This window comes from Paraburkholderia ultramafica (assembly GCF_902859915.1).
GTDB classification, from domain to species: domain Bacteria; phylum Pseudomonadota; class Gammaproteobacteria; order Burkholderiales; family Burkholderiaceae; genus Paraburkholderia; species Paraburkholderia ultramafica.
The window spans coordinates 173,474-188,315 of sequence record NZ_CADIKK010000016.1 but is presented as its reverse complement, the minus strand read 5'-3'; the positions used below and the strand labels follow the sequence as shown (position 1 = coordinate 188,315).

12 protein-coding genes and 1 pseudogene are annotated in these 14,842 nt (G+C 60.3%); 5 read left to right on the top strand and 8 right to left on the bottom strand.

Features of this window, described 5'->3' with window-relative positions; translation table 11 throughout:
* Positions 1 to 93 precede the first annotated feature (93 nt).
* On the bottom strand, positions 94 to 789 hold the full coding sequence (locus HV744_RS18690; RefSeq protein ID WP_175150922.1) for a fimbria/pilus periplasmic chaperone: 696 nt from the start codon (positions 787 to 789) through the stop codon (positions 94 to 96).
* A 92-nt stretch (positions 790 to 881) separates the two neighbouring features.
* Complete coding sequence (locus HV744_RS18685) at positions 882 to 1,385, bottom strand: fimbrial protein (protein WP_175150948.1); 504 nt, start codon at positions 1,383 to 1,385, stop codon at positions 882 to 884.
* Positions 1,386 to 2,148: 763 nt separating this feature from the next.
* Here HV744_RS18685 and HV744_RS18680 point away from each other — a divergent pair.
* Positions 2,149 to 3,960 (top strand): ATP-binding response regulator, encoded by a 1,812-nt coding sequence (locus tag HV744_RS18680; protein ID WP_246279109.1) that lies wholly within the window; start codon positions 2,149 to 2,151, stop codon positions 3,958 to 3,960.
* 6 nt (positions 3,961 to 3,966) lie between these two features.
* Here HV744_RS18680 and HV744_RS18675 read toward each other — a convergent pair whose 3' ends face one another.
* Positions 3,967 to 4,614: a response regulator gene (locus HV744_RS18675; RefSeq protein WP_175150921.1), complete on the bottom strand. Its 648-nt coding sequence runs from the start codon at positions 4,612 to 4,614 to the stop codon at positions 3,967 to 3,969.
* A gap of 570 nt (positions 4,615 to 5,184) precedes the next feature.
* Between HV744_RS18675 and HV744_RS18670 the strand changes: the two genes are divergently transcribed.
* Together HV744_RS18670 and HV744_RS18665 are read left to right on the top strand one after the other, a co-directional pair.
* Entirely contained in the window at positions 5,185 to 5,856 is a 672-nt protein-coding gene (locus HV744_RS18670; RefSeq protein ID WP_246279108.1) for a response regulator, read from the top strand.
* A 321-nt stretch (positions 5,857 to 6,177) separates the two neighbouring features.
* Positions 6,178 to 6,744, top strand: a pseudogene (locus tag HV744_RS18665) (phospholipase D-like domain-containing protein); the annotation flags it as partial.
* Here HV744_RS18665 and HV744_RS18660 read toward each other — a convergent pair.
* On the bottom strand, positions 6,682 to 7,461 hold the full coding sequence (locus HV744_RS18660; RefSeq protein ID WP_175150919.1) for a hypothetical protein: 780 nt from the start codon (positions 7,459 to 7,461) through the stop codon (positions 6,682 to 6,684). The pseudogene HV744_RS18665 and the gene HV744_RS18660 overlap by 63 nt on opposite strands.
* A gap of 243 nt (positions 7,462 to 7,704) precedes the next feature.
* Here HV744_RS18660 and HV744_RS18655 point away from each other — a divergent pair, with 243 nt between their 5' ends.
* A complete protein-coding gene (locus tag HV744_RS18655) occupies positions 7,705 to 9,291 on the top strand; it encodes a phospholipase D family protein (RefSeq protein WP_175150946.1) in 1,587 nt (528 codons plus the stop codon).
* 211 nt (positions 9,292 to 9,502) lie between these two features.
* On the top strand, positions 9,503 to 10,969 hold the full coding sequence (locus tag HV744_RS18650; RefSeq protein ID WP_246279107.1) for a metal-dependent hydrolase family protein: 1,467 nt from the start codon (positions 9,503 to 9,505) through the stop codon (positions 10,967 to 10,969).
* Positions 10,970 to 11,125: 156 nt separating this feature from the next.
* Here HV744_RS18650 and HV744_RS18645 read toward each other — a convergent pair whose 3' ends face one another.
* From HV744_RS18645 to HV744_RS18630, 4 genes are all read right to left on the bottom strand, one after another.
* Positions 11,126 to 11,680 (bottom strand): hypothetical protein, encoded by a 555-nt coding sequence (locus HV744_RS18645; protein ID WP_175150918.1) that lies wholly within the window; start codon positions 11,678 to 11,680, stop codon positions 11,126 to 11,128.
* Between the two features lie 174 nt (positions 11,681 to 11,854).
* Positions 11,855 to 12,235, bottom strand: a complete 381-nt coding sequence (locus HV744_RS18640) for an SHOCT domain-containing protein (protein ID WP_175150917.1) — start codon at positions 12,233 to 12,235, stop codon at positions 11,855 to 11,857.
* Between the two features lie 561 nt (positions 12,236 to 12,796).
* The gene (locus HV744_RS18635) at positions 12,797 to 14,449 is read right to left on the bottom strand and encodes an FAD-dependent oxidoreductase (protein WP_175150916.1); all 1,653 of its coding nucleotides are present in this window, start codon (positions 14,447 to 14,449) and stop codon (positions 12,797 to 12,799) included.
* Positions 14,450 to 14,590: 141 nt separating this feature from the next.
* On the bottom strand, positions 14,591 to 14,794 hold the full coding sequence (locus tag HV744_RS18630) for a hypothetical protein (RefSeq protein ID WP_175150915.1): 204 nt from the start codon (positions 14,792 to 14,794) through the stop codon (positions 14,591 to 14,593).
* Positions 14,795 to 14,842 lie beyond the last annotated feature (48 nt).

Below are 14,842 nucleotides of genomic sequence, written 5' to 3'. Positions count from 1 at the left end.
TAGCGGAGCGGTTTCGCTCAAAGAATTTTTAGCGAAGCGGGCGCGGATTTCGTGCCGTGCCTGCGATCACCCCGGTGCGCCGCTTCCGCTTCGCTAAAAATCCTCTGCCTTCGCGCCAGCGCCCTGGTACACATCACCGGAAAGCGGGAAGGTTTGAGTTTCGCCCGGGTTGACCATGCCGCCGTCTTCGAACGTGGCGGTCTTGCCGCCGCCCATCAGTTCCAGCGAGCTGAACGACACGTGATAAGGCGTCGGATTGCGGGCTTCGAGCGCCGCGTGATTACCGGTCTGGACCAAGCTCCAGGTAACCTGTGCCGGTGCATCGTCGGCACTGCCTTTCAGGCCTGTCGGACGGAAAAACAGCTTGATACGCGAGCGAAACGCCATTTGCAGCCGGTTGGCGCCGGCGTCGCTGGCAGCCGGCTTGGGCGGCACCTCGAGCACGTTGAGCCAGAACACCGATTCCCGGTCCTTCGGCAACGCCTCGCCGGTGTACAGGATGCGCAAGGTCTGTCCCTTGCCGGGATCGATGCGCGCAACCGGCGGGGTGACCGTGAAGGGCACCTGGATGGATGAGGGCGAGGCTTTCGGATCGCCTTTGTCCAGCCAGATCTGCGTCAACGCCGGGGACTTGCCCTCGTTGGTCAGCTTGATGGTCTGTTCGGCGTCCTCGGCGTGATAGATGACCCGCGTACCGGCGACGACAACGGAAGCCTGTGTCTGCGGCGCGGCAGCAAGCCCCAGCGCGAGTACACCGGCAGTCAGAAAGGTCTTGATCGCTTGATTCATGGCAATGACGGGTCAGATAAAAAGGGAAAAGCAGGAAGAAGCGCGGAGAGAGCCTGGACCCGCTCCGCGAGACTGCACCTACAGCAAACCGATTACTGGTAAACGATGTCGTACAAAACGCTCGAATTGGCCGCACCGGCCGTTGCGACACCTGTCGCCACGTATTGCGCGTCGTAAGACAGCGTGGCCGCGCCACTATTGAGGGCAACCGCCTTGGAGTTTTGCGACGCATCGGCAAAACCGGCCTTGATCGACGAACCATCCGAGTGGTTCAGCAAGCCGATCTGAACGTTGGTCGCGCCGCCCGGATTCAGAATCAGGTTGCCTGTGGTGGCATCAGTCGTAGAGCCCGATTCAAAGAATGCGTGGACGTTGCCTGTCCCCGGTGTGCAACCCGTCAGCACAATATTGAAAGGAGTACGGCCGGCAGTCTGCCCTGCGGAGGACAGCGCCGACGCCGACACCGTCGGCAGCGTCACGGTAAAGTCACCTGCACCGCTGCCACCATTGATCGTGCAGGTCTGGGCGGTGATGGAGCCGTTAAAGGTAATCGTGCCGTCGGAGGCATGAGCAGTCATCGGCAAAGCCGCAACCATCGCAAGCGTTGCAGCGAACGCTCCGAAACGATTGATTTTCATCATTAATCCTGTGACTCGTTTTGAATGTGTTAGAAAAGGAAATAAATAAGCAGAGTTTCCAGATACCTTCTGCCGGAACCACTAGCCTCAAAAATCACGCGGCCCCTGCAATGCAGCGACGAAGGTAGGCATCCTGACGGAATACTCCCGGAGACGACGCAGGCCAGACCAAGGAGTAAGCCAAAGACAGATCAAATATCCCCGGCCAACTAGGGCTAGTATCTCAGTCAAGCGAAATGCTGAATATGGGCCCAGTCCTAATCAAGGAGCATTTTTTAATGAGATATGAACCCGGACAGACCGTGCTTCTAACGACTTGCAAACATCACGGAGCGCGCGGATTGCTGATTGTTCATTGAATTTTCATGCATCTGAATGAACACAGGCGCTCTGTCTCAATAAAAGACCTGAATTGAACAGAATTTGTACAGTCAGTTATCCTCATATTTACAACCAATAGAACTGGCGGTTTCTAGGCGGACGAGCGACCGCCGCGATTGAACGTCATCTAAGTTTTACGATCATATCCATCACTTCGATGCTGGCCATATTCGGCATGCAGATGAATCCATTCACGCCCGCGGTGCTGCACACGATCGTGAAAAGAAAGTAGAGAGAAAAGCTCTTTTCAGATCACTCTGATATTCACACCCGACTCCCCATGCCTACCTTATTTAAAGTTATCGAGAGTAGACACGATGGAGGAAGCCACCCCTACCGTGTGGATCTCTTTCGCCTCACCCATTTCCTCCAAAAAATGTATAGCTTCTCCCGTAGCATGGAAGGTCGAACCCTGCCGAACAAAACCGCTGCCGAGCAGGTAGAGGTCCTGTTTGGCTCGGTGACGCCGAGCGTCCTCGCCGGCGCGCTTCTCTCGGTCATGCTGGTTTCCGCGAATTATCGCCTGGGCTTTCTGAATCTCTCCAGGGGTCTCGGCTGGATTGCCTACATCGCTGTCTGCGCAAGCAGCCATATCGCGCTTCGCTGGTTCTATAAACGCTCGGATTCGTCCCTTAGCAGATGGCGATACTGGGCGATATGGTTCACCGCCATCAGTCTCGCCGAAGGCGTCGGCTGGGGATGGGCCGCCGTCGGACTGGCCACGGACGGCGGCTTTGAAGCGGCGTGTCTGACGGTCATTCCAACGCTCGGTCTTGCCGCTGGTTCCATTCCGGCCTACAGCCCCTATTTGCCGGCATTTCTCGCACTGTTCCTGCCAGCAACGGTTCCTTACGCGCTCGTCAGCTTCGTATCGAACAGCGAGATACAGCGGCTCTCCGCGCCGATGGCGCTGCTCTTCACCTGCGTGGTCGGGGGGCTCGGGTTGTTGTCGAACCGGGCTCTTCGACAGCGCATCGGCCTGAAGATCAGAACCGAGGAGCTCGCCGTAGACCTGAGCCGTCAGAAGGAAATCGCAGAAGAAGCCAACCGTGCCAAATCCAGTTTTCTGGCGGCGGCCAGCCATGACCTGAGACAACCGGTCCACGCGTTGAGCCTGTTTGTCGGCGCGCTTCGGCAGATTCCACTGCCGCCCAATGCCGAGCGCCTCGTCGAGCAGATCGACGCCTCCACCACGGCAATGGACAGTCTCTTTGCCGCGATGCTGGATATCTCCCGGCTCAATGCGGGCGTGATGGCGGTCCATCGCCGTCCGTTCGCGATCGGCTCGATTCTCGAGCGCGTCTGTCTCGACTATGTCGGCGAAGCAGCGGCCAAGGGCATCACGCTCACCTGCGTGCGCTGCAGCGCCATCGTCGATTCCGATCCGACACTCATCGAACGCATCGCCCGCAATCTGCTGGCGAATGCGGTTCGCTATACGGACTCCGGACGAATCATCGTTGGGTGCCGGCGCAGGCAGGGCCGCGTCGTGATGCAAATCTGGGATACCGGTCGCGGGATCCCACACGACAAGCATGAACGCATATTTCTGGAGTACTACCAATTCGGCAATCTCGAGCGTGACAGGGAAAAGGGCCTTGGGCTCGGCCTCGCGATTGTGCGCCGCCTGGCGGACCTCCTTGGATGCACGCTAGCCCTGCGTTCGGAACCCGGCCAGGGATCCTGCTTCGAGTTGTCGATAGCACAGGCAAACAGCGCCGCGACACCGTCCGAAGTCTCGCCCGGTGTGCTCCGTAGCACGCCTGCAACGGGGCTGGTCGTGGTGATCGACGACGAACAGGCGATTCGCGCGGGCATGTCGAGCCTGCTAACCGGGTGGGGCTACGAGGTAGTCGCGGCGGGTTCCGCTAACGAGGCCATTCAGCTTCTCTGCGCGCATACCGTACAGCCTGATCTGCTGATCTGCGACTTTCGTCTGCGTGACGGCGAAAACGGCATCGAGGCGATCGAACAGTTACGCGCCGAGTACAACGCAGACGTGCCTGCAATGCTGATCACCGGCGATCTGGCAGCCAACCGTCTGCTCGAGGCAAAAGCCAGCGGACTCGCGCTGCTGCACAAGCCGGTGCCCAACGGCAAATTGAGAGCCGCGATCACCCATCTCATTGCCACCGGCGCGGAGATCCCCTGACGGGGATCAGATCAGGCCCGCCTTGCGGCCTGCGGCTGCCGCCTGAGTCCGGTTGGCAACCTTCAGCGCCTTGAAGATCGCCGTGATGTGAGCTTTCACCGTCTTCTCCGACAACCCCAGGCCGGTAGCGATTTTCTTGTTCGGGCAGCCATCGCCGATCAACCGCAATACCTCTATCTGGCGTTGAGTCAACACCGCGATGCCCTCCTCCTGTGCCGCCGACGCAGGCGCAAGCACCGTTGCCGGCGCATCGATGCCTGCATCAAGAACGAGCGTCGGCACATACAGCTCGCCGTTGAGCACGAGCTTGATAGCAGAAAGCAACGCGTACCGGCTCGATGATTTGGGCACGTAGCCGAGCGCTCCATGAGCAAAGGCGTCACGCGCGTCGTGTGGATCCTCCGATGACGAAAGCATGATGACGGGCAGTTCCGGGCGAAGTTCCGCGACCTCCGTGATCACCTGCAGACCGCCCGCGCCGGGCAACATCAGATCGAGCAGAACGACGTCAAGATCCGCATGTTCATTGACCAGCATCAACGCTTCGGCACCGCTGCCGGCCTGCAGCACAACCGCATCCAGCGAGTCTTGCGTGAGCAACGCGGAAATCCCGTCTCTGAAAACGGGATGATCATCGACGATCAGTATTTTCATAGCGGTGACCATGGCGGGTAAGCGATTGTGACAGCAACGGCGAGGCCGCCCGCTCCCGATTCAAACTATCGAAACGACAATGACGACGCGCATTGCAAGGACAGGAAACGTCCCATTTTCCTGCTGCGTTTCTGTGGATCACACGACGTCCTAAGTCTTCTGTCCAATTTACTGTCGGCTTTTAACGGAGGAATCTTGATGGCAGGCGTTGCACGAGACAGCTTCGATCGAACAGATAACGGATCGGGAAAAGCCGCTGCCAGCGTACAGCATCTGGTTATATCGAAAAAGTCTTACATAGACGCCGTCCAGATTTCTGACTATGTCGACACCGGAATACCCGCTGAACCGCACTGTCAATTTGCCAAAGCGGTGCGGCTTCTCTTCATCACGCGGCCCGGGCAGAGGGTTCCTTTAACGTGACGCAACCGCAGGGAGACAATCCCCATGTTTCTGAAAATCGCAAACAACGCGCGGCCCAGTATTCGTGCCTGCTCAAGACGGTGCACTCATCAACATCATGCGACGGTCGATCAAACGACAGATTCAACACTGGACGTGAGGATCGTCGTGGCGGACGATCATCCGCTAATTCTGTTCGCCGTCACTGAGGCGCTTAAAATCGCGCCACCGCTCAAGGTCGTGGCGGCTGTCCGCTCCGGCAAGGAACTGCTCGCGACGCTCGAAACGCAGCCTTGCGAACTCGTCGTCACTGACTTCTCGATGCAGCCGACGCAAGCCGACGACGACGGCCTGCCGCTCATCCAGCGCCTGCGGCATCTGCATCCCGACCTGCCCGTCGTCGTATTCACGATGCTGACCAACGGCAGCATCCTGCACCGGATCACGCAGATGGGCGTAGCCGGCATCGCCAGCAAGCAAGACAGCGTGACTACGCTGGTGAATATCTGTGCGGACGCGCTGACCGGAAAGCGAACGGTGCTGTCGCTCGAGGTCACGAAGCGGCTCACGCGCGCAAACATCACCGCCGATGCCTTCCACAGCAGGCAACCGCTATCGCCTCATGAGTTCGAAGTGGCGCGCCTGTACGGTCTCGGGATCTCGGTGACGGAGATCGCCCAGCGGCTGAACCGTTCGGTGACGACTGTGGCGACACAAAAGCGTGCCGCGATGCGCAAGCTTCACATCGAGACGAACGCCGATCTGGTCAGATTCGTCACTGACGTGATGCTGTCCAGAGCGAGCGATATTTCGCAGCCTATGGAGGCCGAGATGGCATGAGCCACGAAGTCTGAAAAAGCAATCTGAAGGGCGAGCGCCACGTATATCGGATCGTGGCGCTGCTGCTGATCCTGCTGCAATACGAAGGCATGTATGCAGCGGGCGGCGGTGGCGCGGGTGCGATGGATTCGGGCTACACGTGACCGGCCGCGGCGGGCTGCCGCGCGGTGCCCGGAATTTGCGCCCAGTGTCCCAACCAGAACCGTCTAACGCTGCGTGTCATACAACCGATCGGGAACGAACAGCGCGGTGACGCCGCTTAAAAAGAAAACCCCGCCGACCACCAGGAAACCGGTGCCGATAGAAAACTGGGTGGCCATCGTGCCGGGGAAACAAGGCGTGGCGTGGCTGCGCAAGGAGACCGGACGCGGCGTCCGCGTCACCGTCCTCACCAATTCGCTGGCGGCGACAGACGTTGCGGCTGTCCATGCCGGATACCAGCGCTATCGCAAGGATCTGCTCGATGCGGGCGTGCATCTGTACGAGTTGAAACCCGCTGCGTCCGAAGACCCGCAGCAAAAAAAGACGTCGATGCTGGGTTCGTCGAAAGCCTCGCTGCATGCAAAGACCTATGTGTTCGACAAGTCCAGCATCTTCATCGGCTCGATGAATCTCGACCCGCGATCGATCACCTTGAATACGGAAATCGGCGTCTATTGCGAGAGCAGCGCGCTCGCCTCGCAGGTGGTGAACGGACTCGAACCGAAGCTCGACCAGATTGCGTGGCGTCTTGAAGAACGCCCTAACGCAAACGGCACAGTGCGGATTGTCTGGATCGACACCCATGCGGACGGAACGGCAACGGAGATCGACGAGCCGGGAGTGTCAGGTCTCAAGCGCATTGGAATCTGGTTCCTCGGGCTGTTGCCGATCGAATCGGAGCTGTGACGCGTTGGCGATCAGCAGCAGCGCGGCGCCGGCGAACCCGCTCGCGATATGTTTCAGCGCATGACCCGCGAACAGGTGACCCGTTAGCGCCCATATCTGCCAGTCGAACGTTTCAAAGACCTTCGCGATTGCGTAGAAGAAGATGACCATCGACCATCCGAACAGTGCATCGACCTTCCGAGTGACGGTCATGACGACGACAGCGGCGAGTCCGCCGAACTGCAAAATCGCATAGGGCCACAGGCTGTTGAATGCGAGCCAGTATCCAATGGTGCCGACCGATGCCGCGACGAGTACCAGCATCTGCACCCAGCCCACGCGCTGTCTGGTAACCGATGTCCAGAGCATCGCAAGAATGCCGGCGAATACGATCGTCATCGGAAGGCGATCCCACACCAGGGTCGCGTCTGAAGGCGCCACGTGATAGTAGGCCGAGCCGAATGACGTCAGGATGAGCCCGGGGGCCGCAAACAGCATCCCGGGAAACTGGGAAGGTTGGCGTGACGCGAGTCGGATTACCCATCTGAGATTGAGAAGACCGGCGATCAGGATGACGAGGTTCGAAAGCACGTCCGAGGCGTTGGGAAGCATGGCTAACGAGCGCCCGTCCGCGAAGTGATGATAAGACGCCGGTTGCGACAGCGGCCAAACGAATTGCAGCGCCGCGCCAATCGCGAAGAGCAGAACACTGCCAGGCAGCAAGCGGGATATCTTCACGTTGCTCGACTCCGGATAGTGCGAAACGCTTGATCTGCGAATGCAGCCAATCCCCCAGTCATAGTATTCTGATCACACAATGCAAGGCGCCGGGTTCGGCCGCAACCTCGATGATCGTCCGCGCGCCCGCGGGTGACCAGCGGACAATCGTCGTTCCGATACTGCCATGTTCGCCAGTTCGCGTGAGCGTCTTCATTGTAAAACCAGACGGATGATAATGACCTGAAGAAAACTATGGACCGTATGCGATCGCTGAAACACAACGCGCTCTACGCGATTCGTCGATCGATCGGCGGGATTTCAGCGTTGCTGCTTTGCGCAATCATACTGACTGGCTGTGCGCTGCCATCGCTCGAAAATCGCACGGAGTCGAGCGCGTTGACGCCTTCGCAGGCTGCCTCCACCAAGCTCGGCGTTGCCGTCGCCCCCGCGCTTGCAACGCACGCCGGCCTCACGGGCATCTATCCGCTCCCGGATGCGCACATGGCGTTTGCGGCCCGGATGGATCTGATCCGTTCGGCGCAGCGCACGCTGGACATCCAATACTACATCTGGCGCAACGATCTGACCGGCACGCTTCTCCTCGAGGAAATCCATGAGGCCGCCGACCGTGGCGTGCGAGTGCGGCTGCTGCTGGACGATCTTGGCACCCCCTCCTCTCTCGACCCGACACTGGCGGCGCTCGAAGCGCACCCGAACATCGAAGTCCGCCTGTTCAATCCGTTCGTGGTCCGCAAGCCCAAATTCATTGGCTTTCTGACGGACTTCCCGCGCGCCAATCGACGCATGCACAACAAGTCGTTGACCGCGGACAGCACCGCGACGATTCTGGGCGGCCGCAACATCGGCGACGAGTACTTCGACGCCACCGACGGGGTCGTCTTCTCAGACCTCGACGTATTGGCGGTGGGCCCTGCCGCGGCCGACGTCGCCGGAGACTTCGACCGCTATTGGACAAGTGCCTCGTCCTACCCCGCCGAGCGGATTCTGCCGCACGTGGGCGTCGACCAGCTCGACGTGCTCGTGCGCCAGGCACGGACCATCGAGCGAGACCCGGCGGCCGAAGCCTATATGGAAGCGTTGCGCGGTCCGCATGTCGTGCAAAAAATGTTCGACCACACGTTGCCGTTCGAATGGGCAAAGACGCAGATGATCAGCGACGACCCGGCGAAAGGCTTGAGCAACGCGCCGCCGGAAGCGCTGATTGCGCATCAGTTGAGGGAAGTGCTGGGCGAGCCGACGCGGGAAATCGACGTGGTTTCGCCGTATTTCGTACCGGCCACTACGGGCACGCAGTACTTGACCGGGCTTGCCGCGAGCGGCATCACCGTCCGCGTGCTGACCAATGCGCTTGAAGCGACGGACGTCGCCGCGGTTCACTCCGGCTATGCGAAGCGGCGTGTCGAACTGCTGACCGGCGGTGTCCACCTGTACGAGTTGCGGCGCTTGCCGGGCACGCATCACAAGAAAGAACAGTCGCCGGGCCCGTTCGGCAGTTCGGGGTCCAGCCTGCATGCGAAGACCTTCGTAGTGGACGCCCGCCGGGTTTTCGTAGGGTCGTACAATTTCGATCCCCGTTCAGCGTATCTGAATACGGAACTGGGTCTCGTGATCGAAAGCCCTGAACTCGCGAGCCAGATCGAGGCGACCTTCCTCGCGGTCGTTCCGCAACTCGCCTATTCGGTGCGGCTCGATCAGAATGGCAAGATCTATTGGATCGAGAAGAATGGCGACAAGGAAATCCGGCACGACACGGAACCCAATACGACCTGGTACGGGCGACTGGGTGTCTGGGTGCTGTCGGTTCTTCCAATCGAATCGCTTTTGTAAGCGTCACGCGGGGGCTTATTGCTCGTGTGCGTTTGAAGCGTCGTAAAGTGAGTGTGGCTGTTGTCGTGCAGTAAGTCTGCGACTTCAGCAACCATTGCCTGGAATCTGGTGCTCGCCTGATCAGACAGAGCTTGCGCTTCACTTTTGATCCCATCTGACTATACTGTCCACTTGCCGACGCACAGAAAGTCAAACTGTCTGGAGGGGATCGATGTTCTCTCGCAAACCGGGCGATCAGGAAGGCGCGGACCATCCGTTTGCCTGCTTCTGTCAAAAGTCCGAGATCGAGTTTCTGAATAACCGGATCAGCGCGGGTCTTTCGCGACGTGGCTTTGTCGCCGGCATGGCCGCCTCCATGCTGACGCTGATTCTGCCGAAGCTCGCCAGTGCGCAGACGGCGCCCCCACCTGCCAGCCCCACGCGTCCTATTCTCTTCACGAACTTCCGGCTATTCGACGGCAAATCCAACGCATTGCGCGACGGGCTCTTTCTGCTTGTGGACGGCAATCGCATTCGCACACTGGCACAGAGCAAACCCGCCGTACCCGACGGCACGCAGGTGATCGACTGTGGCGGCCGGGTGCTGATGCCGGGCCTCATCGACATGCACTGGCATGCGCTGATCGCCGCGCTGCCGGTCCAGATCTTGATGACCGCCGACATCGGCTACGTGCATCTGGCCGCCAGTGCCGAGGCCGAGCGCACGTTGATGCGCGGCTTCACCACGGTGCGCGATGCGGGCGGCCCATCGTTCGCGTTGAAACAGGCCATCGACGACGGGATCATCTCGGGTCCGCGCATCTATCCGTGCGGCGCGATGATTACCACCACGGGCGGCCACGGTGACTTCCGCTCGCTGTCGGATCTGCCAAGGGCCGGCGGCAAGATCAGCAGTTCTGAGCAAACGGGCGGCAGCATCATTGCCGACAACGCGGATGAAGTCCGCCTGCGCGTGCGTGAACAGTTCTTGCAAGGTGCGTCGCAGATCAAACTCGTGGGCAGCGGCGGTGTCTCCACGCCCCGCAGCCCGCTGGACATGCTCACCTTCACCGAGCCTCAACTGCGCGCGGCCGTCGAGACCGCCGCGGACTGGGGCACCTACGTGATGGTGCACGCGTATCCGCCGCAAGCCATCCAGCGATCGATCGCGGCAGGCGTCAGCTGCATCGAACATGCTCATTTGATGGACGATGCAACGGCCAGTCTGATGGCGAAGAACGGCACATGGCTGAGCATTCAACCCTTCCTCAGCGAAGAGGACTCCGTACCGCTGAGCGGTCCCAGCCGGGACAAGATGCTCACCGTCTTCGCGGGCACCAACAACGCCTATACGCTGGCAAAGAAACACGGAATCAAAACAGCGTTCGGCTCGGATCTTCTTTTCTCGCCCGCGCTCACCGCGCGCCAGGGCACGATGTTGACCCACCTGCTCCGCTGGTACACGGCCGCCGAAGCGTTGAAGATGGCCACGGGAGCCAATGGCCAGTTGCTCGCGCTGTCCGGACCGCGCAATCCGTATCCGGGCAAGCTGGGGGTCGTCGAAGAAGGGGCGTTTGCCGATCTGCTGCTTGTCGATGGCAATCCCGTCGAGAACCTTGCGCTCGTCGCCGATCCGGCGAAGAACCTGCTCGTCATCATGAAAGACGGGAAAATCCATAAGAACGTACTCAACACGTGAGGGCTCGCCGATTGCGCTGCACTCCTTGGCGTTCCTCGGCGCAATTGCAGACCCCGCGCGAAGTGGAATTGAGCGGCGACGCGATTTTCGATCCGCTTCACTCTATCGCCATCTTCGCGTGGGCATGCCGGTTGTGCGGCTGAGTTTCCGCAGCAATCAGAACCGCCGGAAATCCCGGTCGCGCAAAGGATCTGGGGTTCTCTGCGTTTCGCGCAACACACCGTTGGTGTCGAACGAGAAGTTGAAAAGCATATGCGTGATGTTGTTTTCCACGTAGCGATACGACCAGACTTCCCGTTGCGTGCGACGGAAAAAGGCGGTCTGCACGGGCCGGCCGAAATTGACCAGTACGTCGTTACGCGTCCATTTGCCGATCTCCGCGCGATTGAATTCGCTGATCTGCAACACCTGACGGACCTTCACAATCTTGCCGGCTGAATCGATGTCGGCGGCGACTGTCGTCGTGCCCATCGGCTGGGTTGGCCACATGAGCCGCCGGCCGCCGTCCGGCAGTTCATAAACTTCGCGCGGCGGTCCCATGCGGGCAATGATCGCCGACTGGTCCTGCCCGGCCTGGAACTGCTGCCACGGCTGTACGCACGCTGTCAGTGTCAGCGCCGCAACGCAGAGCACCGCTGCGCGGCGCAACGGCATGAATGGCCGTACCGTCGGCGCGGCAGAGTCGGCAACACGAGCGAAGCGAGTCAGCATGGATTCCTCCAGTTACGTCGAGTAGTGCGATGAGCACGGCATGGCCGTACCCGAAGTCTCAGCATCGCCGATACCGTTCGCAAGTCACTCTCACGCTGTACTCGTGTTCCGAGGTGACGCCATTGGCCAGGCTCGAAGCCTGGTCGCCAGTCGCGGTGCTGGGGCGCCCCCTGCTTACTGCACTACCCGCGCTCTCAGGCGCGCGTGTTCCTCTGCCGAAATCGTTCCCGCCGCCTTCAGCCGGTCGAGCTTTTCTATTTCGTCGGCAGCACTGAAACCAACGACCTGGCGCAGATCGTCGCGGACCTGTTTGGCACGCGCCTGATCGCGCTCGGCCATGCCGCGCCCTTGTGTCAGCAGATAGGCGAATATGCCGATATAGGGCAGGACGATCAGCACGATGACCCATATCACTTTGCGAAAGCCAGATACATCATGGCGGCGAAACAGGTCGCTCGAAACCGTTATGAGCAACCAGAACCACAGGATGAACATGAAAACGGAAAAGACGTCGGCCAGAAAATTCGGGAATGTGAATCCACCGTCAAAAAACATTTTTGTTCTCCAGTCATTCGGATTGCGATTGAAAGGCGTAACAGATGTCCACGTACGGTCACTCGCTATGGAAGGCTTGCGCCGTCAGCATAGTAGCGCAGGCAATTTACCATGAGAGTACTTCAATTGCTCGCGCCGTTCGAGACGAATACCATGAACAGCGCGAATGATGCGGGACGATTGGTGTGAAACTACTTGCCGGTCGTTCAGCAAGTGTTCAATGGAGATCCGGTGCGGGCTGCCTGGAAGCGTTGCAGCGCACCGGTTCGACGGGACGTGGCGATACTCGCGTGCCATCTTCCTCCTCCTGTTTTCGCTGTTCGATGCCTACCCGTTTAAACTTTATAGCTTATATCGGCATGATGACGCGAGTTTTTTTAAGGCCTGAGTACTTAATCTCGCCTCGCTTGTGCGAGCCGCTCTTGAGCGCAAAACGTTAAATCGGACTTGCCCCGCAAGGGCATTCGCATCGCGCAAGATCACGCCAGTTCGCGCACGTGATGGACGCGTGCCGCGTATTGCACAATGCCCGCCTTGTCTGCATAACCATCGCACTCAGCCCTATCTGCCATCCTGCTGTAGATACTTGTGGGCGAACGCGATCGCCATGCTGCCCTCGCCGACCGCGGACGCGACGCGTTTAACCGGGCTCAAGCGCACATCGCCACAGGCAAACACGCCCGGCACGCTCGATTCGAGAAGGTAGGGATCCCGGCTATGCGACCAGCGGCCCGCCTTCACGACGTCGTCACCGGTGAGAACATATCCGCGCGCATCGCGTGCAATTTCCGCCGGCAGCCAATCGGTCTGCGCGTCGGCACCAATGAACACGAACAATCCGCCACAGTCGCGCCGCCGCACTTGCGCGCTCAACGCGTCGCGCACATCGATCGCCGAAAGATGCGTATCGCCATATGCGCCGACGACTTCCGACCGCAATTGCACCGCGACATTCGACTTGCCGTGAAGCTGCTCGACAAGGTAACGCGACATGCTCTTCTCGAGCGAATCGCCTCGCAGCAGAAGCGTCACCATGCGCGCGTGATTGGCAAAGTACAAAGCGGCCTGGCCGGCCGAGTTCCCACCGCCGATCAGATAGACGTCGAGTCCATGCGTGGCGCTCGCTTCGCTGCGTGACGCGCCGTAGTAAATGCCTTTACCGATAAACCGGTCGAAGCCATCGATCAGCAGACGCCGCCACGTCACCCCCGTTGCGAGGATGATCGTTTTCGCGCGTATCACGTCGCCTCCGTCGAGGTGAACCTGACGATCCTCGACATCGATGCGGGCGACAGACCGTGTGACCAGAATCTCGGCGCCGAGCCGCCTCGCCTGCTGCAGCGCACGGCTCGCGAGTTCGTCGCCCGATACGCCGTTGGGGAAGCCCAGGTAATTCTCGATACGCGAAGAGGTGCCCGCCTGCCCGCCCGGCGCTTCGCGCTCCAGCACGATGGTGCGCAAACCCTCCGACGCGCCGTACACCGCCGCGGCGAGACCGGCCGGACCGCCGCCGATGATCATCGTGTCGTATTCGGCGAGCCGGGGTTGCGTCTGCAGGCCCAGTAACTGCGCCAGCTCGCGTGTCGCGGGACGGTTCAGCACGGTGCCATCGACCAGCCGCAGCGCGGGACAGTCGTCCTCTGCCGGACAGGTTCCCGGCCAGCGCGCCGGCAGTTCGGGTGCATCCGGCGCGATCCAGTCGTAGCTGATCTGGTTGCGGGCGAGGAACTGACGCAGCGCTGTACAGGCGTTGTCCCAGCGGCTGCCCACCATCGTGACGCGGATCTTGGGCGGCTCGGCGGAAAGACCCTGCAAGCCGCCGATGCGCTCGCGCGCGAGCGCGCCCATCTTGACCGCAACGTCGGGCGACGCGGCGGCCAGCGCGTAGTAACGCCGCGCGTCCACCCGCATGACTCGCGACGGCTGCGCAGCCCGATAGGCGCCCGGAAACGGCGAACTCAGCGCGAGCGGCACTTCGCCAAAGATGGTTCCGGGCAGGCGCCAGCCGAGCGTGCGCTCGACGCCGTCGAAAGTCTTGATGACTTCCATCTTGCCGGCGAGGACGGCATACAGCGCGCGCTCGCCACCCTCATGAACCGCGAATTCACCGGCGCACAGATGCAGGTCTGCGGACGTGTGCGCGAGATGCTCCAGTTCGTCGTCGGCGAGAGTTGCGAACAGTGGCACTGCGCGGATGTCGTCGATCGTCAGCATGGTTTCGTCCAACAGGCAAATGAAGTGGAGCCCGGTCCTGGTGATGGATCCGAAGCGGGCACAACGCCGTTAGCCCCCTACCGATACTGCTGGAATAGTTATGTGAACGCATACCGCACTGCGCGTCGGACCGCAGGCCGTCTAATGGTCTGCAGCCAGCGCTTTCAGATGGGCTTCGCCGGCGTCCTTCGCGGCGGCGCGTGTTTCGTATGTCCCGTCCGAGACGAGCGAGCGTTTCACGTCGCGGTTCTTGAAGTCGACCAGCGTGATAACCCAGACATAGGATCCAGTCTGCTCGGCCGTTTGTACGAAAGCCTGCACATCGCTCTTGTTGTCCGCATTCATCGTGATCTCCTGAGGAAAGTCGCGCGAGAACAGATTGCGCGAATAGAA